Source organism: Mycobacterium sp. DL, assembly GCF_039729195.1.
Classification (GTDB): domain Bacteria; phylum Actinomycetota; class Actinomycetes; order Mycobacteriales; family Mycobacteriaceae; genus Mycobacterium; species Mycobacterium hippocampi_A.
Genome location: NZ_CP155796.1, coordinates 4,831,444 through 4,854,708, shown reverse-complemented (window position 1 = coordinate 4,854,708; position 23,265 = coordinate 4,831,444). Strand labels below are relative to the sequence as shown.

Sequence of the window (23,265 nt, the reverse complement as noted above, 5' to 3'; positions counted from 1 at the left end):
GAGCGCCGATCCTCGGCTACTCGGCGAGCAGGGCCGGGGGCGGGCCGTCACTCCTGGTGCAGCACCGGGTCGGGCTCCAGGTGGGTGAGCCCGTTCCAGCACAGATTGACCAGGTGGGCCGCCACCACTTCCTTCTTGGGCTCGCGCACGTCGAGCCACCACTGCGCGGCCATCGACACCGAACCGACGAGTGCCTGCGCGTACAACGGTGCCAGGTCGGAGTCCAGCCCGCGGCGGGAGAAGTCACCCGCCAGGATCGAGGCGACCTGGCTGACCGCGTCGTTGAGCAGCGTCGAATAGGTGCCCGAGGTGATGCTCGCCGGTGAATCGCGGATCAGGATCCGGAAGCCGTCGGTGTGCTCCTCGACATAGGTCAGCAGCGCCAGCGCGACCCGTTCGACGCGCACCCGGGACCGGTTCTTGGTCAACGAGGCCGTGATGCCGTCCAGCAGCGCGGACATCTCCCGGTCGACGACGACGGCGTAGAGCCCCTCCTTGCCGCCGAAGTGTTCGTAGACCACCGGCTTGGACACATTGGCCCGCAGCGCGATCTCTTCGATGGAGGTGCCGTCGAACCCGCGCTCGGCGAAAAGGGACCTGGCGATCTCGATCAGCTGCTGACGGCGTTCGCTTCCGGTCATCCTCGCGCGAGGAGCACGGATCTCCTTGTCGGACGCAGCCACGGCATTCAGGGTAAACCGTTGGTCTACCGCCTCTCGGCGTAGCGTCTGACGCTGTGATCTCGCTCGACCGCCTGATCAACGTTCTCGGCGGCTACGGTGTCCGACTGCGGCGCAGTCCTGTCGAGCGGTCCACCGTACTTCGCAGCGTGGTGGTGCCCGAAATTGTGGGCGGAGCCGCCGTGGCCGGAGACGTGTTGCTCGCCGTCGGCGCCGCATCGCCGGCGGAGGCCCTGCAGTGGGCGCTTGCAGCGCGCGCGACGGTGGTGCTCACCCGCGACGACGACCACAGCGACCTCCAGACCGACAGCGCACGTATCGCGGTGATGCTGATCGATCCCGCAGTGGCTTGGAGCGAGCTTGCGGCGATCGTCTTCGGGTTGGTGTTCGAAGGCCGCGAAACCGAGTCCGGGCGCGGACCCACCGACCTGTTCGCCCTGGCGGACACCCTGCGTGACACGACCGGCGGCGCTGTGGTCATCGAGGACCGCCATTCGCAGGTCCTGGCATACTCCCGGGGTCAGCAACACGCCGACCCCGCCCGCGCAGCGACGATTCTCGAACGGCGCGCCCCGGAAGCGCTGCGGACGGTGTTCGAGAAGCAGGGCGTCTTCACCCATCTGGCGGTGTCCGACGCGCCGATCTTCGTGCCCGGCGATCCGGCGCAGGGTCTGACCGGCCGCATGGTCGTCGCGGCGCGAGCCGGCCGCGAACTGCTCGGTTCAGTGTGGATCGCCTGCCCGCAGCCCCTGCGAGGCGAGGCATCGGATGCCCTCGCTGACGGCGCTCACGTCGCGGCGCTGCATCTGCTCCGCTCCCGGGCGAGTGCCGACCTGGAGCGTCAAGTGGAATCCGAATCGGTGCTGCGACTGTTGGACGGACCCGCGGATGCCGCGACGATGGCCAGCCGTCTCGGCCTACCGCCGCAGGGACTGAGGGTGGTGGCGCTGCGCGCACACGAGGTCGGCGAGCGCCACGCTGCGATGCTGTTGGCTTTCGACAAGGCGACCACCGGTTACGGCTGGTCCAGACCGGGCCGCAGCGGTCTCGCGGACACCACGATCTACACCGCGCTGGCAGCCGCGGACGTGTCGACCGCCCGACAGTGGGTGCAGGACTTGACCGCCGCGTTGCCCCCGCAGGTGACCGTGTTGGCCGGCATCAGTGCGCCCGCGGCCGTCGCCGACCTGACCGCCGCCCGCAGAGAAGCCGAGGAATGCCTGGCCATGCACGAGACCACCGATGCCGAAGGGTCACCGCCCGCTTACGACGAGTCGTGGGACAGCATCCTGCTGCGCCGACTGCGCACCGCGGCGCATTCGGGGCGCGGCCCGAAGCGCGGGACCATCGCCGCACTCGGCGTGCACGACGACGTCCACGGCACCCGCTATGTGTCCACCCTCCGGGCGTGGCTGCAGGAACAGGGTGATCCCGTGCGGACCGCGGAGCGCCTCGGTGTCCACGAGAACACCGTCCGCTACCGGATGCGCCGGATGGCCGAGATCACCGATCTAAGGCTGGCCGATGCCGACAAGCGCTTCGCGATGATGGTCGAGCTCGCGCTGTTCGACTGATTGTCAAGCATCGACAGTCTCGGGTCTGCGGGTTGTCGATTTACGACAAGCCAGACTGTCGTATCGGGCCGGATCATGGGTGCTGTCAACTACACAGCCCGGAGGTCAACGATGTCAGGCGAGTCGCGGATAGACGGCGTTCCCCGATCGGTGGTCGTGGTCGGTGCGGGCATCGTCGGGCTGTCCACCGCGTGGTTCCTGCAAGAACACGGGGTCGAGGTGACCGTCGTCGACCGAGAAGGCGTCGCCGCCGGAGCATCGTGGGGCAACGCGGGCTGGATCTCCCCGGCACTGACGGCCCCGCTGAACTCGCCGGCCGTGTTCCGCGAGGGCATGCGAGCCCTGACCAACCCGGCGGCGCCGTTGCACATACCGCTGCGGGCCGACACCGGGCTTGCCCGGTTCCTGCTGAAGTTCGCCCTCAACTGCCGTCCGCGGGTGTGGGAGGCAGCCACCCGGGCGAACGCGGTCCTCAACGACGAGGCCATTGACACGTTTGACGAACTGGTGTCCGGTGGGGTCGATGCGCCTGTCACCGACACCTCGGTCGCGGTCGCTTTCCGCAGCGGCGAGCAGGCCAAACGGTTCCTCAGCGAGTTGGCGCTGATGCCCGGTGCGCAGCACCCTCTGCGAGCCGATTCGCTCAACGGCCCGGAACTTCACGAATTGGTGCCGCTGGCTTCGGCGGCGATCACCACTGTGGTCAACGTGCACGGGCAACGCTTTGTCGATCCGGGCCGGTTCACCCGGTCGTTGGGCCAGGAGGTCGTCAACCGCGGGGCCGTATTGCGCACCGCTGACGTCGCCGACGTGACCGACAGCGGCTACGGTGTCCTCGTGACCATCCGGTCCGGCGATCAGATCAGCGCGGATGCCGCCGTGCTGGCCACCGGGGCCTGGCTGCCACAGCTGACCGACGGACGGATCAAGGTCCGGCTCCAGGCAGGCCGCGGCTATTCGTTCACGGTGCCCGTCGACCGGGCGTTGCCCGGACCCATCTACCTGCCTGAGGTGCGGGTCGCATGTACGCCGTATCGCGGCGCGCTCCGGGTGGCGGGCACCATGGAGTTCCGCCGCCCCTCCGAGCCGCTCATGCAACGCCGGGTGGACGCCATCGTCGCCGCGGCGGCGCCCCTGCTGGCTGGGGTGCGCTGGGCAGAACGCAGTGACACCTGGGTGGGTCCGCGGCCGGTCACCGACGACGGCCGACCCCTCATCGGCGAGTTGGCCCCCCACACCTTCGTGGCAGGCGGACACGGGATGTGGGGCCTGGCCCACGGACCGGCCACCGGCCGACTGTTGGCCGAACAGATCGTCACCGGCAAGCAATCCGAGGCCCTGCGCGCCTTCGATCCACGCCGCTGACAGTCGATCGGCGGCCAACGGACCCTCCTCAAGTTTCGTCCCCTTCACAGGGGCTGCCCGGTCGTCAGGGGCGGTGTGACTTGCCCGCCCCTGACGACGAACCAATCGGAAGGAAGTACCAGCCATGTCCATCGGTAACCGCGTCTGGATGACGACGCACGCCCGGCAACGCCTGGAGGAGGAACTGGCCGACCTGCTGTCGCACCGCACCGTCGCAACCGATGAGACCGGGGATCGCAGCGATCAGATCATCGATGCGTGGATGGCGCGCAAGGCCCGCATCCGGCAGATCCACGAGCTGCTCAGCACGGCGACAGTGGGCACAAGCCCGCCTGACGACGGTCTCGCCGAACCCGGCATGGTGTTGACCATCCGCTACGACGACACCGGCGAGACCGAGACCTTTCTGCTGGGGGCGCGCGGCGCCGAGGACACCGACATCGAGGTCTACTCGGTGAACTCACCGCTGGGTGATGCGCTTGCAGGGGCGATCGTGGGCGAGCAACGCAGGTACCGACTGCCCAGCGGAGCCGTCCAGCCCGTCACGTTATTGTCCGCGAAACCGTTCGGCGCACACGTCGTCGACGCTGCGGCCGACCCCGCCGTCAGCGTTTAACGACTTCAACGCGGTCCGCACCGTCAGCTAAAGTCGCACGCGTACAAAGTCGACCGATCCGTCGTGGTGTAATCGGCAGCACCTCTGATTTTGGTTCAGAAAGTTCAGGTTCGAGTCCTGGCGACGGAGCGAGCGGGGCCCGCCCGACGCACGGGAAGGACAGCTATGCGTGAGGCCGCGGTCCTGGTTCTGGCGGCAGGTGCCGGCACGAGGATGAAGTCCGATACCCCCAAGGTGCTGCACACCCTCGCGGGCCGCAGCATGCTGTCGCACTCGCTGCACGCCGTGGCGAAAGTGGCGCCACAGCATCTGGTGGTTGTCGTCGGACGGGATCGTGAGCGCGTCGCCCCCGCAGCCCTCGAGATCGGTCAGGAGCTGGGTCGCCCCGTCGAGATCGCGGTGCAGGAGCAGCAGCAGGGCACCGGCCACGCAGCCGAATGCGGACTGTCGGCGTTGCCCGACGACTTCACCGGGGTCGTGGTCGTCACCGCCGGCGACGTCCCCCTGCTGGACGCGGACACGCTGGCCGACCTGATCGCCACCCACAGCGCCGAGGCGGCGGTCGCCACGGTGCTGACCACCACGCTGGCAGATCCGACCGGGTACGGCCGGGTGCTGCGCACCCAGGACCGTGAGGTCATCGGGATCGTCGAGCAGGCTGACGCCAGCCCGTCTCAGCAGGCGATCTCCGAGGTCAACGCCGGTGTGTACGCCTTCGACATCGCGGCGCTGCGCTCAGCGCTGAGCAGGTTGCGCTCCGACAACGCCCAGCACGAGCTCTACCTGACCGACGTCATCTCGATCGTGCGCTCCGACGGGCACATCGTGCGGGCCAAGCACGTCGACGACACCGCGCTGGTCACCGGCGTCAACGACCGTGTCCAGATGGCCGAGATGGGCGCCGAGATGAACCGCCGCATCGTCGCCGGACACCAGCGCGCCGGGGTGACGATCGTCGATCCCGCATCCACGTGGGTCGACGTCGACGTCCGCATCGGCCGCGACACCGTCGTGCGGCCGGGCACCCAGCTGCTCGGCGCGACGCACATCGGCGGCCGCTGCACGATCGGGCCCGACACCACCCTGACCGACGTCACCGTAGGCGACGGAGCAGAGGTGGTCCGCACCCACGGCAGCTCCTCGGTGATCGGCGACGACGCGGTCGTGGGTCCGTTCACCTATCTGCGCCCCGGCAGTGTGCTGGGCGTGGCGGGCAAGTTGGGCGCGTTCGTCGAGACCAAGAACGCGACGATCGGCGACGGCACCAAGGTGCCGCATCTGACGTACGTCGGCGACGCCGACATCGGCGAGCACAGCAACATCGGCGCCTCCAGCGTCTTCGTCAACTACGACGGAGAAGCCAAGCGGCGCACCACCATCGGTTCTCATGTGCGCACCGGTTCGGACACCATGTTCGTGGCGCCGGTGACCATCGGCGACGGCGCGTACACCGGCGCAGGCACGGTGATCCGGGAGGACGTGCCGCCGGGGGCGCTGGCCGTCTCGGCCGGTCCGCAACGCAACATCGAAGGCTGGGTGGCCCGAAAGCGCCCGGGCAGCGCGGCGGCTTCCGCCGCGGCAGCGGCGAATCAGGCCCCGGCCGCGGCGGCAGCGGAGGATCCCGAACCTACCGATCAGTAGCCGTTTGTTGGCATTCTGGTAACCCGGCAGCGTGCGTGCGTCAGCGCTACGTACGATGGCCCGGTATCGATCGCCGACGCGAGGGCAGCCCGTGAGCCACGACTGGACCGACAATCGCAAGAACCTGATGCTGTTCTCGGGCCGAGCGCACCCTGAACTCGCCGAGCAGGTCGCCAAGGAACTCGACGTCCACGTGACCGCGCAGAGCGCACGTGACTTCGCCAACGGCGAGATCTTCGTCCGCTTCGACGAGTCGGTGCGCGGCAGCGACGCATTCGTCCTGCAGTCCTGCCCCGCACCGCTCAACACGTGGCTGATGGAACAGCTGCTGATGATCGACGCACTCAAGCGCGGCAGCGCCAAGCGGATCACCGCGATCCTGCCGTTCTACCCCTACGCCCGGCAGGACAAGAAGCACCGCGGCCGCGAGCCCATCTCGGCCCGACTGGTCGCCGATCTGCTCAAGACCGCGGGCGCGAACCGCATCCTGACCGTCGACCTGCACACCGATCAGATCCAGGGCTTCTTCGACGGACCCGTCGACCACATGCGGGCGCAGAAGCTCCTCACCGGCTACATCGCCGAGAACTACGCCGGCCGCGACATGGTGGTCGTCTCCCCCGACTCCGGCCGGGTGCGTGTCGCCGAGAAGTGGGCCGACTCGTTGGGCGGGGTTCCACTGGCCTTCATCCACAAGACCCGCGACCCGCTGGTGCCCAACCAGGTGGTGTCCAACCGCGTCGTCGGCGACGTCCGGGGCAAGACCTGCATCCTCACCGACGACATGATCGACACCGGCGGCACCATCGCCGGGGCCGTGCGGCTGCTGGAGCAGGACGGCGCGACCGATGTCGTCATCGCCGCCACCCACGGCGTGCTCTCCGACCCCGCCCGCGAGCGACTGGCCGACAGCGGGGCGTGTGAGGTCATCGTCACCAACACGCTGCCGATCGGCGAGGACAAGATGTTCCCGCAACTCACCGTGCTGTCGATCGCGCCGCTGCTGGCCAACACCATTCGCGCGGTGTTCGAGAACGGCTCGGTGACAGGGCTTTTTGACGGGTCCGCTTGATATGTCGGAGCGTGGCGCGACAACCATCTACCACAACCCGAAGTGCTCGACCTCGCGCAAGACACTGGAGTTGTTGCGCGACAACGGTGTTGAGCCCGAGATCGTGCTGTACCTCAAGACCCCGCCGTCGCGTGCGGAGTTGGCGACGTTGATCGCCGACGCCGGGATCGACGTGCGCACCGCGGTGCGCAAACGCGAAGCGCTCTACGGCGAACTCGGGCTGGCCTCGGCCTCCGACGACGAACTGCTCGACGCCATGGCGGCGCACCCGATCCTGATCGAGCGTCCGTTCGTGGTGACGCCCAAGGGCACCCGACTGGCCCGGCCGCTCGACAACGTCCGAGAGATCCTGTGAAGGTCCTCCCCCACGCGGGCGCGGCCGTCGTGATCCTGTTCGCCGCGGGCTGTGCGACGGAGGCGCCCGACTACCAGACCGTGTGGTCGACGCCGAGCACGACGACGAGCGCACCACCGACACCCGCCGCGGAAGCGCAGGTGAACATCGCCACGTTCCTGGAACAGGCCGGCGTCGTCGGCCGACCCGTGGCCCCCGACATGCTGACCGACCTCACCGTGTCGATACCCACGCCACCCGAGTGGACGCCGTACCAGGGCACGAACCTGGGACCGGGCACCCGGATGATCGTCAAGGGCGACACCTACCCGACCGCGATGCTGATGGTGTTCGCCCTCGACGGAGACTTCGACGCCCGCGAGGCCGTCACCCACGGCGACGTCGACGCCGAGATGTCGGAGAACTTCCGCGAACTCAACTCGTCGGCAACGGATTTCAACAGCTTCCCGTCGTCGATGATCGAGGGCAGCTACGACCTCAACGGCGAGCGGATGCACAGCTACAACCGCATCGTCATCGCGACCGGTGCCCCGCCGGCCAATCAGCGCTATCTCGTCCAGTTCACCGTCACCGGCTACGCCGATCAGGCCGCCGACGAGGCGCCGGACATCGAGGCGATCATCAGCGGCTTCACCGTCGAAGTTCCCTGAGTTACCCGCCCGCTGAAGACCCCGCCGGAATTGCATTCCAGCAGAGGTTTTGCGAGTGGCGGCCTGCTGGAACGCAATTCCGGCGGAAGATCAGAGGCGCACTAGGGTGAACGGCATGAGCGACTGGACTGCCGCCGACCTGCCCTCTTTCGCCGGACGCACCGTCATCGTCACCGGCGCCAACTCAGGGCTGGGTCTGGTCACCGCCCGGGAGTTGGCCCGTGTCGGCGCCAAGACCATCCTGGCGGTACGCAACCTCGACAAGGGCAACGCCGCCGCGGCGGACATGGCCGGCGACGTAGAGGTCCGCAAACTCGACTTGCAGGACCTGGCATCGATCCGGGCGTTCGCCGACGACATCTCGGCCTCGGGGGCCACCGTCGACGTGTTGATCAACAACGCCGGCATCATGGCGGTGCCCTACGCGCTGACCGTCGACGGCTTCGAGAGCCAGATCGGTACCAACCACCTCGGGCATTTCGCGCTGACGAACCTGCTGCTGCCGATGATCACCGATCGGGTCGTCACGGTGTCGTCGATGATGCACCTGCTCGGCCACATCAGCCTCAAGGATCTCAACTGGAAGGCGCGGCCGTACCTCGCCTGGCCGGCCTACGGTCAGTCGAAGCTGGCCAACCTGCTGTTCACCAGTGAACTGCAGCGCAGGCTCGACACCGCTGGGTCGCCGGTGCAGGCACTCGCGGCACATCCCGGGTACTCGGCGACCAACCTGCAGGGCCAGACGGGCAACCGGTTGGGCACCCGGTTCTGGGACGCCGGCAACCGGTTGCTCGCGACCGACGCCGACTTCGGCGCCCGCCAAACCCTCTTCGCCGCGTCTCAGACGGTGCCGGGCGACAGCTTCATCGGCCCGCGATTCGCGATGCGTGGTCCCACCGGTCAGGGCTGGCGCAGTCCGCTGGCGCGTGACCGCGACAAAGCCCGGGCGCTGTGGGCACTGTCCGAGGAGCTCACCGGGGTCGAATTTCCGCTCTGAGGACGGCTTGCGCTACCCTTGCGGACGCGTCACGGCGAGGGTGGTCTCCTAATCGGCCACCGTTATCGACGGGAATCGCATCTTCACCGATGTGCAACCCTGGCCGTGCCCGACACCGATCACCGGCACAGGAGCACAGAACATGGCGAAGAACGCCCCCAACAATCTGATCGCGCAGGTCCGCACCGCGACCGGCAAGGGCGCCTCGCGTCGCGCCCGCCGCGAGGGCAAGGTCCCCGCGGTGCTCTACGGCCACGGCTCAGATCCCCAGCACCTCGAGCTCGATTCCCGCGACTTCGCCGCAGTGCTGCGCAACACGGGTACCAACGCCGTGCTGACGCTCGACATCGAGGGCACCGAGCAGCTCGCGCTGACCAGGGCCCTGGAGATCCACCCGATCCGCCGGAACATCCAGCATGCCGACCTGCTCGTGGTGCGGCGCGGCGAGAAGGTCACCGTCGACGTCAACGTCCTCTTCGAAGGTGACGCGGCCCCCGGCACGCTGGTCAATCAGGAGACCAACACCATCGAGATCGAGGCCGACGTCCAGTCGATCCCCGAACAGTTCCTCGTCTCGATCGAAGGCGCACAGGCCGGAACCCAGATCACCGCCGCCGACGTCGAGCTGCCCGAGGGCGTCACGCTGATCTCAGACCCCGAACTGCTGGTCATCAACGTGATCGTCGCGCCGACCGAAGAGGACCTCGAGGCCGACGGTGCCGGCGAGGAGACCGAGGCTGCCGCCGACGAGGAGACCTCCGACGAGGACAGCTCCGAGGACGCCGAATCCGGCTCCGACTCCGAATAACCCGGGCAGTACGGACGCTGTTCATGACCGAGCCGTCCGCAGCCGACGGCCAGGGACCCCTCCTGGTCGTCGGCCTGGGCAACCCGGGACCGAACTATGCCGCAACGCGGCACAATGTCGGGTTCATGGTGGCGGAAGTGCTCGCCGACCGCATCGGCGAGAAGTTCAAGCTGCACAAGAAGTCCGGTGCTGACGTGGCCACCGGGCGGCTCGCGGGTCGTCCGGTGGTGCTCGCCATGCCGCGGGTGTACATGAACGAGTCCGGCAGGCATGTCGGTCCGCTGGCGAAGTTCTACTCGGTGCCGCCGGGCGACATCGTGGTGATCCACGATGAGCTCGACATCGACTTCGGCCGGATCCGGCTCAAGCGCGGCGGCGGCGAGGGCGGCCACAACGGTGTGCGGTCGGTCGCATCGGCATTGGGCTCCAAGGACTTTCACCGGGTACGGATCGGCGTCGGCCGGCCACCCGGGCGGCAGGATCCGGCGGCCTACGTGCTGCAGAACTTCAACGCGGCCGAACGCAAGGACGTCCCGACGATCTGCGAGCAGGCCGCCGATGCGACGGAGTTGCTGATCGCCCAGGGCCTGGAGCCCGCCCAGAACATCGTCCACGCCTGGGCCTAGCGGCCGCCGATCCCGCTGTCGACCACCTTGGTCACCTTGTGGGGGTATCGCTTCTTGGCGAACGCCTCCGCCTCGGAATCCGCCAGCACATAGAGAGTTTCGACTTTCTCCTGCAGCGGCTTGAGCACGAGGTCCATGAAGCCCTTGCGGTCGTCGAGGTAGGGCTCGATGACCTCCTCGCCCGCCGGGCAGACAGCCAGACAGTAGGCGGCCTTGTAGTTCGCCTTGAAGGACAGGCTCTGCCACATCGAGGCATTCTCCGAATCGGTGACGCGAGAACGGTAGTCGGCTGCGTCAGTGCTGTCGGCGACCGTCTGCACCCAGTCGGTGAAGCCGCCCATGAACTCGCGGTAGTTGTGGGTCGAGCAGGCGAAGAAGTCGAAGTCGCCGTTCTTCTTGATCGCGCCGACGGGGCAGGCGGCCACGCACAGCTTGCATTCCAGGCACGGCGAGTAGTCCAGCGGTTCGCCGTAGGCGGTGATCGGCGCGGCCACCAGGATGGTCCCCAACAGGATGAAGTTGCCGAATCGCGGGTGGATCACGTTGCGGTGGATGCCCATTGCGCCCATCCCGGCGGCCACCGCCACCGGTTTGTGCGCCACCACCCAGATGCGGCCCGGAAAGCGATCCATCTCCATCGGAAAGGTCGCCGACGGATTCACCACGCGGTAGCCGGTGTCCTGGAGCACGCGGGTGATGCGATGCGCTGCTTCGTTCATGATCTCGCCGCTGCGGTGGAATTCCTGGTTGGCCACGCTGCGGGCGGTGGAGCGCACATTGTCGCGGTTCATCTTGACGACCAGCGAGATGTAGCTCACCGCGCCCGGGAGGGCCGCTTGCACGTGAGGCAACTCCGAGGCCAGGGCAGGATCGGCGACGCGGGCGAAACCGACGTCGTCGGCACCCGCGTCCAGACACACCTGCCGCAGCCAGTCCGCGTTGATGTCGCCCGGTGTGGCCGACGGCCGGGCCCGCACCGCGCGCACCGTGGGGTGGTCAGCCAACCGGGCCGGCAACTTTTCCGTCATTCTGGGTATAGTACACAATACTCAGCTGTAGCGTGTGGAAGGTCTTCGTGGCACGACCGTCCCGATCGTGGGCCACGAACGTGCGCGAAATGCCGCGACTCGCCGCGCAGAGGCGTACAAACACGCGCGTTCGCGGAACGGCAGGCGAGGTCAGCCCGACGTGCGGCGCCGGTAGGCGTACAACGCGACCGGCGCGAACACCGCCGTCAACGCCAGCGACCACAGAATCGTCGACAGCACCGGATGATGAAGCGGCAGTTGGGCACCCGCGGGAGCGGGCCCGCCGTTGCCCCACAGCTCGCGCATGGCCTGCGCCAGCGACGAGACCGGGTTCCATTCGGCGATCATGCGCAGCCAGTGCGGCATCGGCTCGGTCGGCACAAACGTGTTGGCCAGGAACGTCACCGGGAACAGCGCGGTGAACATGACGCCGTTGACGGCCTCGACCGAACGCATCACCGAACCGATCAGGATGCCGAACCAGATCATCCCGAAGCCGAACAACAGCAGTAGCGCGAACGCCAGCACCGCTTCGGCGATGCTGCCCCGGATCCGCCAGCCGATCAACAGACCCGTCACCGCCATCACCACCACACCCAGCGACGAGTGGATCACGCTGGCGATGCTGCGCCCGATCAGCACCGACGATCGGGAGATGGGCAGCGACCGGAACCGGTCGATGATGCCTTTCTCCACGTCAGCGGTGATTCCCGACGCCACCACGAACGCAGAGAAGACGATGGTCTGCGCCAGGATGCCCGGCAGCAGGAACTCCCGGTAGGACGCCCCGCCGGTGTTGGTGATCGAGGCGCCGAAGACGAACGCGAACAGCAGCACGAACATGATCGGCTGCGCGGTGACGTCGCTGAGCATCTCAGGCATCCGCTTGGTGTGGATCATGTTGCGCTTGACCATGATCCACGACTGCTGGGCAAGATTTGTCGGATGCGTGCGGACGGGCTGTGCCGTGACGGTGGGCGGGGTGTCCAGTGCGGTCATGCGCCGATCTCCTCACTGTCGTCGGTGCGGTGTCCGGTGAGCGTCAGGAACACGTCGTCCAGACTGGGCCGCGACAGCCCGATGTCGTCGACGCCGATGCCACTGTCGCGCAACCAGCCGGCCACACTGATCATGTCGTCGAGGCCGTCGGCCGAGGCGGTCAGCCGACGGGCCGCGGTGTCGATGAACACCTCGGCGCCGGTCCTGGCCAACAGCGCCTGGGCGGGCCGCAGATCGGCGGCGTCTGCGACAGTGACCACCAGACTCGCCCGGCCGGCCTGCTGCTTGAGTTCCAGCGGCGAACCCTGCGCGATGATGCGTCCCTTGTCGATCACCACGATGTTGTCGGCGAGCTGATCGGCCTCCTCGAGGTACTGGGTGGTCAGCAGCAGTGTGGTGCCCTGAGCCACCAGACCCCGCAGGACCTCCCACAGCTCGCTGCGGCTGCGTGGATCCAGCCCGGTGGTCGGCTCGTCGAGGAACAGCACCGGCGGTGACGCCAGCAGGCTCACCGCCAGATCCAGGCGACGCCGCATCCCCCCGGAGTAGGACTTGACCACCCGATCGGCGGCGTCGGCCAGCGAGAACTGGTGCAGCAGCCGGTCTCCGAGGCGTTGCAGGTCTTTGCGGCGGATGCCGTACAGGCCACCGATCATCCGGATGTTCTCGCGACCGGTGAGCAGTTCGTCGACGGTGGCCACCTGACCGGTCAGACCCATGTGGCGGCGCACCTGGTCTGGGTCGTCGAGCACGTCGTAGCCGGCGACGCGCGCGGTGCCGCTGGTGGGCTCGGTCAGCGTCGTCATCATTCGGACGGTGGTCGTCTTCCCGGCGCCGTTGGGGCCCAACAGACCCAACACCGTGCCGGGCGGCACCGTGAAGCTGACGCAATCGACCGCCGTCTCCCGGCCGTAACGCTTGACCAGTTCGATCGCTTCGATCGCCGGAGGAGAGGACATGCCCTCGACGGTATCGGCGACGACCGACATCAAGCCACTCGATTACCGGTCGATGACGATGACGAGCGCGACGTTTTGTACGCAACACGCCGCGCGAGGGCGTGCAGACACGCGCGCTCGCCGGACGAAAGAAGTTATCCGGTGACGAGCGAGACCGACGTCGAGCGACGCAGCTTGCCCGACGGCGTCTTGGGGATGCTGCCCGGCCCGAGCACGACGACGTTGCGGGGGCGCACGTCGACCTCGGCCACCACCTCGTGGGCGACCTGATGCTCGATCCGTCGCACCTCGACCGGATCTTCCCAGGCGTTGGACTCGACCGCGACGGCGAACGTCTCACGCGAGTGCCCGGCATCCAGCCGCACCGCGACGGCGCAGCCGGCCCGCACGCCTTCGACACGGCCCGCGGCACGTTCGATGTCGGTCGGGTAGATGTTGCGGCCCGCCATGATGATGACGTCCTTCACACGTCCGCAGACCACGACATGGCCGTTGTCGGTCAGATAGCCGAGATCTCCGGTGTCATACCAGCCCTGCTCGTCCTGGGCGGGGATGAAACCGCCCATGGTCAGATATCCGGGCGTCAGGCATTCGCCGCGCAACTCGATGACGCCGACACCACGCGTCGGCATGATGTTGCCGTGGTCGTCGATGATGCGGGCCTCGAGATCGGTGAGCAGCGGGCCAAGAGTGGCCAGCCGCTTGGTGTTGCCCTTGCTCGAGGGCACCGCACGACGCAGCGCGGCCAGCAGATCGGCGTCGACCTCGTCGACGACCAGTCCGGCGTTGCACGGCGAGAACGACACCGCCAGCGTCGTCTCGGCCATGCCGTAGGCGGGCAGGATCGCCTCGGGCCGCAGGCCGAACGGCTTGCCGGCGTCGATGAGGTCCTCGACGTCAGCCGGCTCGACCGGCTCGGCCCCCGACAGCGCGAAGCGCAGCGTGGACAGGTCGAACTCACCAGGCTTGGCCTGCCGGCGCAGCCGCTTGGCGAACAGCGCGTAGGCGAAGTTCGGCGCCGCGGTCATGGTGCCCTTGTATTTGTCGATGAGCTTGGCCCACAGCAGCGTGTCGCGCAGGAAGTCCATCGGCGTGACCTTGACGAGCTCGGCGCCGAAATACATCGGGATGGTCAGGAAGCCGACCATGCCCATGTCGTGGAAGCAGGGCAGCCAGCTCACCATGACGTCCTTCTCGACGTCGTACTCGGCGCCGATGAACATGGCCTCTGCGTTGGAGTAGATGTTGCGGTGGGTGATCTGCACCGCTTTGGGAGATCCAGTCGACCCACTGGTCAGCTGCATGAGCGCCAGATCGTCTTCGCCCACCTCGATGGGATCGATCGGCTCGGCCGCGAGCAGCTCGTCCACGGTCAGCACCGCGATGCCCTTTTCCTGCAGCACGGGGATCGCGACCAGGAACGGATCGGAGACGATCACGACCTTGGCCTCGATCATGCCGATCACCATCATGGTGTCTTCGGCCCACATGGCCAGATCGGTGCGGGGGGTCGGCTGGTGCAGCATCGTCAGGCTCGCGCCGCGCATCCACAGGCCCTGGGCCGTGGGGGCGATCTCCACCGGGTAACCGGCGAGCACGCCGACGGCGTCACCGAGACCGACACCGGCTGCTGCGAGCCCGCCGGCGATGCGTCGCGCGCGCTCGTGGACCTCACCCCAGGTGTGCCGGACCGGCTCGTGGGGTTCGCCGGTCACCATGCCTCTACCGGTGGTATGGGCACTGCGGTACATCTTCTCGGTGAATCTGCTCACCACGACCTCCTCGCCGACATTTGCCCCGGTGCGCATACGCGTTTGCCATGCTCCGCCTGATGGGAGGCCTTTTCACGGAGGCGCGCACACATTTCGGGAGCGGTTGTGTCTCGAATCGGTGATGTCCCATGAGCACGATCGATTTCAGCCCATCGCCCACCGCTCGACGCGGAGGCGGAACTGGTTGCGTCCACTGCTCGACCGCTAGCTCTCACCGTCGATCATCTTAAGCAACTCTTAAGTAGCTGCCAAACGCAAGCGATTATTGAGGCATTAGTCACACCGGTTCGTGACCAACGCGCAGTCTGATCACGGAGACGGTGGCGGACTGGGTACGACCCGCGCCCCGTGTACCGGACCGCTGGCCACCCGCACGGTGCGACAGACGCCCGCTCCGGCGAGTTCGGTGCCCACATCCACCGCGGCACCCGCGGACGGGCACAAAAAGGCGCAGGTGGGCCCTGAGCCCGACACCACAGCCGCCAGCGCGCCGGCGCCGACTCCGGCACGCAGCGTGCGGCGCAGCGACGCATCCAGGCTCAGCGCCGCGGGCTGCAGGTCGTTGCCGAGCAGCGGCGCCAACTCGGCCGGATCCCCCGAGGCCAATGCGGCCAGCACCGGTTCGGGCGATTCGAGGCGGGGCGGCAGGTTGCGGTCACCCGCGGCCCGCAACCGGTCGATCTCACCGAAGACCTTCGGGGTGGACAGCCCGGTCGCGGAGAATGCCAGAACCCAGTGAAAAGTGTTGCGCGCCAGCACTGTTGCCAGTTCCTCGCCGCGGCCGGTGCCCAGCGCCGTGCCGCCGTGCAGCGCGAACGGCACGTCACTGCCCAGCTGAGCTCCGAGGGCGTGCAGGTCACGCCGGGGGACGCCGAGTTCCCACAGCGCATTCATCGCCACCAGCACCGCAGCCGCGTCGGCGCTTCCACCGGCCATCCCGCCGGCGACCGGGATCGTCTTCTCGATCGAGATCGCGACGTCCGGAGCCCGCCCGACATGTTCGGCCAACAGTTCCGCCGCCTGCCACGCGAGATTGCGCTCATCGGTCGGCAACGATTCTGCGCCCTCACCGGAGACTTCCAAGCTCAACATGTCGGCGTTGGCGACCGTCACCTCGTCGAGCAGCGAAACGGCGTGGAAGACGGTCGTCAGCTCGTGATAGCCGTCGTCGCGTTGATCGCCCACCTCCAGGTAGAGGTTGACCTTGCCCGGCACCCGGACGTTGACCGACCCGGTGGGGACCCACTCAGATGCTGTATTTCCGTCACGCGCGGACACGGCACGACACTAACGCTGCACGAACTCGCGGGCGCATTCGACGCCCGACCCGTCTGATCAGAGCGCGCTGTGCGACTGCTGGTCGGTGTCGGAGACGGGTTCTTCGACCGCCGCCGGCTCGACCTTGGGCGTGACGTGCCAGTCCTCGGAGCGCTGTAGCAGCCGGACGAAGTCGGCGACACCGAGCGTCTCCCCGCGGCGGGACGGGTCGATGCTGGCAGCCAGCAAACGGCTGGCCGATTCATTGCCCGATCCGGCCCATTCGGCGAACGCGTTGCGCGAGGTCTTTCGCCGCTGGGCGAATGCCACGTCGATGAGCTCGAAGACCTGCTCGCGGAATTCCGGATCGGTCGGCCATGGCGAAGTTTCGTGGCGATCGATGCGCACCAGGCCGGAGTACACCCGCGGGATCGGCCAGAAGACCGTCGGTGACACCATTCCGTACCGCCGGACGTTGCCAAAAAAGCGCACCTTGACGCTGGGCACGCCGTAGTCCTTGCCGCCGGGTTCGGCGGCGAGCCGCTCGGCGACCTCGGCCTGCACCATCACCATGACCGTGCGGATCGACGGGAACTCCGCGAGCATGTTCAGCAGCGCCGGCACGGCCACGTTGTAGGGCAGGTTCGCCACCAGCGCGGTCGGCATCTCGGTCATGTCCGACTGCTTGAAGGTCAGGATGTCGCGGTTGAGCACCGTGAGGCGGTTGATCTCGCTGTGCGAGTGGTCGCCGATGGTCGTCGGCAGCTGGCGGGCCAGCACCGGGTCGATCTCCACCGCGGTGACCTTGGCCCCACGATCGAGCAGCGCCAATGTCAGCGAGCCCAGACCGGGACCGACCTCGAGAACATGATCGGAACGGTTGACCCCGGAGGCCGAGACTATTCGGCGCACGGTGTTGGCGTCGTGGACGAAGTTCTGGCCGAACGACTTGCGCGGCCTGAAGTCCATGGCCTTAGCCAGGTGTCGAATCTCGGTTCGCCCGAGGAGTCGAATTGTCACGAAGCACCGATCCTCCCGCTACAGGTCGGCCACGCCCCCCAACCCTGACGCGACCGAGTTACCTCAGCAATCGCGATCTGCTCTTCTCTTGTTGCCAGATCCGCCCTCGCAGCATAGCGCAGACCACCGCTGCGCTCCCATGTGTTTTGGTCAAATTGCACCCCACCGAAATATCCGTTGCCGGTATTGATGGCCCAGTTACCTCCCGCTTCGCAGCGGGAGAGCGCGTCCCAGGTGGCTCCGTTGGATACCGGAGGTACCTCCGTGCCGGGTTTTGCGCCGACTCTCAGCACACCATCGCGCGCCGGCGTGACGACGACATTGGCTACTGGCAAACGGCCGGTCTCGACCCCGTTGACCGTCGCGACCGCGAAGGTGACGTCCTGGGTGCCGGGACTGCCGGGGTTCTCCACGATCTGGCGGCTCATGTTGAGCGTCACATCGTCGATGCGCTGGTTGTTTGGGGTGAGCGGCACCCGCTGGGTCACTTTCGCGACGCGGATCCGGGTGACCTGAACGTCCATGCCGTCGGTCACGGGTGTGGACGGCGCGGGAGAGACGGTGTCGCTTTGCTGCAGCGGAATTCCCGCCGCGTCGAGAAGGGCGGCGACGTTCGGTGCGGCCACGCGCACGGTTCGGACCTCGCCACCATCGTTGACCTGCACCGACTTCGGACCCACCACGGGCAACGACATACCGCCGAGCGGCACGCGACTGCCGCGCGAGGCAGCAAGCGGCGCCTTGTCGGTCATCTCCAGTTCGGCCAGTGCCTCCTGCACCGTCGAGGCGGTGGTCCAGACCTGCTCGGTGCCGCCGCCGTCGGTCGAGATCTCCAAGGGCCTGCTGCGACGCAGCACGATCGTCTCGGACTGGCCGATGGAGGCATCGGCGGCGGGGAACAGGTCGTCTCGGTCGCCGACCTCGAAGCCGTTCTCCTCGACGACGTCGATGACCCGGGTCTTCATCGTCGGGACCGTCATCGAGGCGCCGTCGACGGTCAAGGTCACGGTCTTGTGCGCCGCCACTGCGGTGCCGCCGGCAAAGACGAGCGTCAGCAGCATCGCAGCAACGACGGCGCGCAACATGGGCGAGCGCGATTGATGAAGTTGGTTCAGAGCATTCAAGGTCGTCGTCTATCCCCGACTAGGTAATACGGGCGGCAGAGCGGCCGTTCCGCGTTTGATTACAAGACGGTAACGAAAAGGCCTACGAGCAGCAACTCTGCAGCCCGTACACCCGCTCGGCAGTCGCGGAACTCTCCTGGGCGATCGTCTCCGCGGGCCGGCCGACGACGTCGGCCAACGCTCGCACAGTGTAGGGCAGGCAGTACGGCTCGTTCGGCGCACCGCGATAGGGGTGCGGGGTCAGGAACGGCGCATCGGTCTCGACGAGCAGCTGGGCCGGTGGAATCAGCGGGGCGGCCTCCCGCAGCTCACGCGCATTGCGGAAGCTCACCGTCCCGGACAGGCTGAGCAGCCAGCCGGCGTCCACACATGTCCGCGCCATGTCCACGCCGGACGAGAAACAGTGGAAGATCACAGTCTCGGGCGCACCCTCGGCACGCAGCACGTCGAGCACGTCGGCATCGGCGTCACGGTTGTGGATCATCAGCGGCTTGCCGGTCCGCTTCGCCAGATCGATGTGCCAGGCGAACGCCTCACGCTGTTCGGCCGGTTCGGCACAGCCCTCCAACCGGCCGGGCCAGTACCGGTCCATGCCGGTCTCCCCGATCGCGACCACCCGCGGATGCTCGGCCAGGCGTTCGATCACCGTCCGCGCCTCCTCGGTCAGCGCGTTGGCACGGGTGGGATGCAGGGCGACAGCGGCGTACACCCGCGAATCCCAGTCGGCCGCTTCGACCGCCCACCGGGCGGATGCCAGGTCATCGGCGATCGTCACGACCGCGCGGACTCCGGCGGTCGCCGCCCGGTCCAGGATCGCGCGGACGTCGTCGGCGTCGGTGGCGCCGCATGCGTCCAGGTGGGTGTGAGCGTCGACGAGGGGGGTGAGGGGGTCCGGAACAGGGGGCGGCTCACGCCGCTGTTTCGTGGAGCTCACCGCTCACACTTTAAGGTGACTTCCTGATGACCACCCCATTCCCCGGCGCGGCGACGCGCACCCCAGGTGCGCCGTTCTACGTCACCACAGCGATCGCGTACCCCAACGGGACCCCGCACATCGGCCATGCGTACGAGTACATCGCGACCGATGCGGTGGCCAGGTTCAAACGCCTCGACGGTTTCGACGTCCGGTATCTGACGGGTACCGACGAGCACGGGCTGAAGATGGCCCAGACCGCCGCCGCCGAGGGCATCCCGACCGCCGAGTTGGCGCGCCGCAATTCCGACGCGTTCCAGGCGATGCAGAAACGCCTCGGCGCGACGTTCGACCGCTTCATCCGCACCACCGACGCCGACCATCTCGAGGCTTCCGTCGAGATCTGGCAGCGGATGGACGCCGCAGGCGACATCTACCTCGACTCCTACTCGGGCTGGTACTCGGTACGCGACGAACGCTTCTACACCGACGACGAGCTCGAGGAACGGCCTGACGGGTCACGGGTGTCCACCGAGACGGGCACCGAGGTGACCTGGACCGAGGAGCAGACGTACTTCTTCCGGCTGTCGGCCTACACCGACCGGCTCCTCGCCCACTATGAGGCGCATCCCGAGTTCATCGGCCCCGACGTGCGGCGCAACGAGATCGTCAGCTTCGTCTCCGGCGGGCTGCGCGACCTGTCCATCTCACGGACCACGTTCGACTGGGGAGTGCCGGTCCCCGACCACCCCGACCACGTCATGTACGTGTGGGTCGACGCGCTGACCAACTACCTGACCGGTGTCGGCTTCCCCGACACCGACAGCGAGGACTTCAGGAAGTACTGGCCGGCCGACCTGCACATGATCGGCAAGGACATCATCCGGTTCCACACGGTGTACTGGCCGGCGTTCCTGATGTCGGCCGGGATCGAACTGCCCCGCCGGGTGTATGTGCACGGTTTCCTGCTCGTCAGCGGCGAGAAGATGAGCAAGTCGGTGGGCAACGTCGTCGACCCCGTCGCGCTCGTCGACGCGTTCGGGCTCGACCAGGTGCGCTACTTCCTGCTGCGCGAGGTGCCGTTCGGTCAGGACGGCAGCTACAACGAAGAGGCCATCATCGGCAGGATCAACGCCGACCTCGCCAACGAGTTCGGCAACCTGGCTCAGCGCTCGCTGTCGATGGTCAACAAGAACCTCGGCGGCGTGGTGCCCGAGCCGGGGCCGTTCACCGACACCGACCGGGAGCTGCTGGCGCTGGCCGACGCGCTGTTGCCGAAGGTCCGTGCGCACTACGACGTCCCCGCGATGCATCTGGCGCTGGAGGCGATCTGGTCGGTGCTGGGCGCAACCAATCGGTACTTCTCAGCGCAGGAGCCGTGGGTGTTGCGCAAGACCGACCCGCAGCGCTTCGCGACGGTGCTCTACACAACGCTCGAGGTCGTGCGCATCGCGGCGCTGCTGAGCCAGCCGGTGATGCCGGACTCGACCGCCAAGCTCCTCGACCTGCTCGGCCAGCCGGAGGATCAGCGCGACTTCGCCGCGATCCCGGTGCGGCTGGCGCCCGGTTCGGCGCTGCCCGCCCCCACCGGGGTCTTCCCGCGCTACCAGACCGACTGACTCCTTCCTCTATCCATGTGATGCGCGTCACGTCGTGTCACATCGGGCGGCCCCGCGGTGTCTCGAGGGCATGTCCGAGAGAAAGAGAGACACCATGACCGAGAAGACAGCCCGCGTCGTCGTGATCGGCGGCGGTTACGCCGGAGTGATGGCGGCCAACCGGATCCAGGGGGGCGGCGCCACCGTGACGCTGGTCAACCCCCGCACGAAGTTCGTCGAACGAATCCGGCTGCATCAGTTGGCCATCCAAAATGACGACGCAATCGAAGAGTTCGCGACGCTGTTGAACCCGGGTGTGCGACTTGTGGTCGACGGCGCCGAGCGCATCGACGCCGCAGCGCACACCGTCGCGCTGGCATCCGGGGCGACGCTCGCCTACGACTACCTGGTGTACGCCGTCGGCAGTACCGGCGCTGTGCCGGCCGGGGTGCCCGGTGCGCGGGAGTTCGCCTATCCCCTCAGTGAACTCGAGCAGGCCGAGCGGCTGCGCGCACGGCTGGCCGACCTGCACGTGTCGGCGCCGATCGTGGTGGTCGGCGGCGGCCTGACGGGAATCGAGGCGGCGTCGGAGTTCGCGGAGGCGGGCCGTTCGGTCACCCTGGTCGGCGAGCTCGGCCCGTCGTTGAGCGAGCCGGGCCGCCGGTCGGTGGCCAAGCGGCTGCACAAGCTGGGGGTCGCGGTCATCGAGACGATGGTCACCGAGGTGACGGGCTCGGAGGTGGCGCTCGCCGACGGCCGGCGGCTGCCGAGTGCGGCGACGGTGTGGACGGCCGGGTTCGGCGTGCCCGGGCTGGCCGCCGACAGCGGTCTGGCCACCGACGGAATCGGCCGACTGCTCACCGACGAGACGCTGACCAGCATCGACAATCCCTACATCGTGGCCGCCGGGGATGCGGCGGCACCGTCGGGGCTGCCGTACCGGATGAGCTGCCAGGCGGGGCTGCCGCTGGGAGCGCAGGCGGCGAACACCGTGCTGAGCCGAATCGGCGGCGTCGAAGCTGCCGACGCGAGCGTGCCGATGTCGGCCCAATGCATCAGCCTGGGCCGCCGCGGAGGCACCCTGCAGTTCCAGCACAAGGACGACACCCCCACCAACCTCTATGTCGGGGGGCGCGCCGGCGCGTTGATCAAGGAGCAGGTGTGCCGCTGGACGCTGAAGTGGATGCGCGGCGAGGCCGTCAAGCCGGGTTCGTACAAGTCGCAGAAGGGCCCGGACCGCAAAGCTGCACTCGCCGCCCGCGAATCGGAGACCATGGCACCATGACCGCCACGCCGGGTGACGTGCACGCCGAACGGTTCACGATGTTGCGGCCCCTGCTGTTCACGATCGCCTACGAGATCCTGGGCAGCGCAACAGAATCCGACGATGTCCTGCAGGAGAGCTACCTGCGGTGGGCTGAGGTGGACCTGGCCGTGGTCACCGACACCAAGGCCTACCTCGCCCAGCTCGTCACCCGGCAGTCGCTCAATGCGCTGCGGGCACAGTCGCGGCGTCGCGAGGAGTACGTCGGGCCGTGGCTGCCCGAGCCTCTGCTGACCGAACAGGATGCCTCCGCCGATGTGGTGCTGGCCGAGTCCGTGTCGATGGCGATGCTGGTGGTCCTGGAGACGCTGGGACCCGATGAACGCGCGGTGTTTGTGCTGCGGGAAGTGTTCGGCTTCTCCCACGACGAGATCAGCTCCGCGGTCGGCAAGTCGGCAGCGGCGGTGCGCCAGATGGCGCACCGTGCCCGTGAACACGTCCAGGCGCGGCGCAAGCGGTTCGAGCCCGTCGACCCCAAGGTGTCCTCGGAACTCACCGCCCGGTTCTTCGCGGCCGCCGCCACCGGAGACCTCGACGGGCTGATGTCCATGCTGGCGCCCGACGTGGTGTGGACCGCCGACAGCGACGGAAAGGTCAGCGCCGCACGCAGACCGGTGTCGGGGGCAGACCGGGTGGCGCGGCTCCTCATGGGCTTCGCCCGACTGGCCGGCGCCGAGGGCCGGGTCGAGCCCGCGATCTACAACAGCGCGCCCGCGATGGTGCTCTACATCGGCGATCATCTCGAGGGCGTGGTGTCGTTCGAGGTGGTCGACGGCAGGATCACCAACTTCTATGCGATGCGCAATCCGGAGAAGCTGGCGACGGTGATGATGCCCCGGGTGATCAGCCGATAGCCCGCACCGGGTCGGGGTCTGTCAGGCTGGGTC

General features: G+C 67.7%; 22 protein-coding genes and 1 tRNA gene. 14 read left to right on the top strand and 9 right to left on the bottom strand.

Annotated features, from left to right (window positions below; all coding sequences use genetic code 11):
- Positions 1-47: 47 nt before the first annotated feature.
- Complete coding sequence (locus ABDC78_RS23190) at positions 48-641, bottom strand: TetR/AcrR family transcriptional regulator (RefSeq protein ID WP_178360485.1); 594 nt, start codon at positions 639-641, stop codon at positions 48-50.
- A gap of 95 nt (positions 642-736) precedes the next feature.
- On the opposite strand from ABDC78_RS23190, the gene ABDC78_RS23185 reads away from it, so the two are divergent.
- The 11 genes from ABDC78_RS23185 (at position 737) to pth (ending at position 10,384) form a co-directional block, all read left to right on the top strand.
- Complete coding sequence (locus ABDC78_RS23185; RefSeq protein WP_178360415.1) at positions 737-2,254, top strand: PucR family transcriptional regulator; 1,518 nt, start codon at positions 737-739, stop codon at positions 2,252-2,254.
- 111 nt (positions 2,255-2,365) lie between these two features.
- Positions 2,366-3,619: an FAD-binding oxidoreductase gene (locus tag ABDC78_RS23180; RefSeq protein WP_178360416.1), complete on the top strand. Its 1,254-nt coding sequence runs from the start codon at positions 2,366-2,368 to the stop codon at positions 3,617-3,619.
- Between the two features lie 124 nt (positions 3,620-3,743).
- Positions 3,744-4,235 (top strand): GreA/GreB family elongation factor, encoded by a 492-nt coding sequence (locus ABDC78_RS23175; protein WP_178360417.1) that lies wholly within the window; start codon positions 3,744-3,746, stop codon positions 4,233-4,235.
- A 57-nt stretch (positions 4,236-4,292) separates the two neighbouring features.
- Positions 4,293-4,364: transfer RNA gene (locus ABDC78_RS23170), tRNA-Gln, on the top strand.
- A gap of 36 nt (positions 4,365-4,400) precedes the next feature.
- Positions 4,401-5,876 carry a bifunctional UDP-N-acetylglucosamine diphosphorylase/glucosamine-1-phosphate N-acetyltransferase GlmU gene (gene glmU, locus ABDC78_RS23165; RefSeq protein WP_178360418.1) on the top strand — a complete coding sequence of 492 codons (1,476 nt, stop codon included), beginning with the start codon at positions 4,401-4,403 and terminating at the stop codon, positions 5,874-5,876.
- Positions 5,877-5,967: 91 nt separating this feature from the next.
- Positions 5,968-6,948 carry a ribose-phosphate diphosphokinase gene (locus ABDC78_RS23160; RefSeq protein ID WP_178360419.1) on the top strand — a complete coding sequence of 327 codons (981 nt, stop codon included), beginning with the start codon at positions 5,968-5,970 and terminating at the stop codon, positions 6,946-6,948.
- Between the two features lies 1 nt (position 6,949).
- Positions 6,950-7,303: an arsenate reductase (glutaredoxin) gene (gene arsC, locus ABDC78_RS23155; RefSeq protein ID WP_178360420.1), complete on the top strand. Its 354-nt coding sequence runs from the start codon at positions 6,950-6,952 to the stop codon at positions 7,301-7,303.
- Complete coding sequence (locus tag ABDC78_RS23150) at positions 7,300-7,953, top strand: LpqN/LpqT family lipoprotein (protein ID WP_178360421.1); 654 nt, start codon at positions 7,300-7,302, stop codon at positions 7,951-7,953. The genes arsC and ABDC78_RS23150 overlap by 4 nt, the downstream gene beginning before the upstream one ends.
- Before the next feature lie 115 nt (positions 7,954-8,068).
- The gene (locus ABDC78_RS23145; protein WP_178360422.1) at positions 8,069-8,950 is read left to right on the top strand and encodes an oxidoreductase; all 882 of its coding nucleotides are present in this window, start codon (positions 8,069-8,071) and stop codon (positions 8,948-8,950) included.
- A gap of 142 nt (positions 8,951-9,092) precedes the next feature.
- Complete coding sequence (locus ABDC78_RS23140; RefSeq protein WP_178360423.1) at positions 9,093-9,758, top strand: 50S ribosomal protein L25/general stress protein Ctc; 666 nt, start codon at positions 9,093-9,095, stop codon at positions 9,756-9,758.
- 23 nt (positions 9,759-9,781) lie between these two features.
- On the top strand, positions 9,782-10,384 hold the full coding sequence (gene pth / locus ABDC78_RS23135) for an aminoacyl-tRNA hydrolase (RefSeq protein ID WP_178360424.1): 603 nt from the start codon (positions 9,782-9,784) through the stop codon (positions 10,382-10,384).
- Here the strand turns inward: pth and ABDC78_RS23130 are convergent.
- From ABDC78_RS23130 to ABDC78_RS23095, 8 genes are all read right to left on the bottom strand, one after another.
- Positions 10,381-11,412, bottom strand: a complete 1,032-nt coding sequence (locus ABDC78_RS23130) for a 4Fe-4S binding protein (protein WP_178360425.1) — start codon at positions 11,410-11,412, stop codon at positions 10,381-10,383. The genes pth and ABDC78_RS23130 overlap by 4 nt on opposite strands.
- Positions 11,413-11,562: 150 nt before the next feature.
- Positions 11,563-12,411: an ABC transporter permease gene (locus ABDC78_RS23125; RefSeq protein WP_178360426.1), complete on the bottom strand. Its 849-nt coding sequence runs from the start codon at positions 12,409-12,411 to the stop codon at positions 11,563-11,565.
- The gene (locus ABDC78_RS23120; RefSeq protein ID WP_178360427.1) at positions 12,408-13,370 is read right to left on the bottom strand and encodes an ATP-binding cassette domain-containing protein; all 963 of its coding nucleotides are present in this window, start codon (positions 13,368-13,370) and stop codon (positions 12,408-12,410) included. Before ABDC78_RS23120 ends, ABDC78_RS23125 begins: the two co-directional genes overlap by 4 nt.
- A 134-nt stretch (positions 13,371-13,504) precedes the next feature.
- Positions 13,505-15,142, bottom strand: a complete 1,638-nt coding sequence (locus tag ABDC78_RS23115; RefSeq protein WP_178360428.1) for a fatty acyl-AMP ligase — start codon at positions 15,140-15,142, stop codon at positions 13,505-13,507.
- A gap of 309 nt (positions 15,143-15,451) precedes the next feature.
- Entirely contained in the window at positions 15,452-16,420 is a 969-nt protein-coding gene (locus tag ABDC78_RS23110; RefSeq protein ID WP_178360429.1) for a 4-(cytidine 5'-diphospho)-2-C-methyl-D-erythritol kinase, read from the bottom strand.
- 57 nt (positions 16,421-16,477) lie between these two features.
- The gene (rsmA, locus tag ABDC78_RS23105) at positions 16,478-17,368 is read right to left on the bottom strand and encodes a 16S rRNA (adenine(1518)-N(6)/adenine(1519)-N(6))-dimethyltransferase RsmA (RefSeq protein WP_218621091.1); all 891 of its coding nucleotides are present in this window, start codon (positions 17,366-17,368) and stop codon (positions 16,478-16,480) included.
- A 47-nt stretch (positions 17,369-17,415) separates the two neighbouring features.
- Positions 17,416-18,543, bottom strand: a complete 1,128-nt coding sequence (locus ABDC78_RS23100; protein WP_218621092.1) for a resuscitation-promoting factor — start codon at positions 18,541-18,543, stop codon at positions 17,416-17,418.
- An 82-nt stretch (positions 18,544-18,625) separates the two neighbouring features.
- Entirely contained in the window at positions 18,626-19,477 is an 852-nt protein-coding gene (locus tag ABDC78_RS23095; RefSeq protein WP_178360432.1) for a TatD family hydrolase, read from the bottom strand.
- 26 nt (positions 19,478-19,503) lie between these two features.
- On the opposite strand from ABDC78_RS23095, the gene metG reads away from it, so the two are divergent.
- The 3 genes from metG (at position 19,504) to ABDC78_RS23080 (ending at position 23,232) form a co-directional block, all read left to right on the top strand.
- Positions 19,504-21,075, top strand: coding sequence for a methionine--tRNA ligase (gene metG, locus ABDC78_RS23090; protein ID WP_178360433.1), 1,572 nt, complete (start codon positions 19,504-19,506; stop codon positions 21,073-21,075).
- A gap of 94 nt (positions 21,076-21,169) precedes the next feature.
- Entirely contained in the window at positions 21,170-22,339 is a 1,170-nt protein-coding gene (locus ABDC78_RS23085) for an FAD-dependent oxidoreductase (RefSeq protein ID WP_178360434.1), read from the top strand.
- Positions 22,336-23,232 (top strand): RNA polymerase sigma-70 factor, encoded by an 897-nt coding sequence (locus ABDC78_RS23080; RefSeq protein WP_178360435.1) that lies wholly within the window; start codon positions 22,336-22,338, stop codon positions 23,230-23,232. The genes ABDC78_RS23085 and ABDC78_RS23080 overlap by 4 nt, the downstream gene beginning before the upstream one ends.
- Positions 23,233-23,265 lie beyond the last annotated feature (33 nt).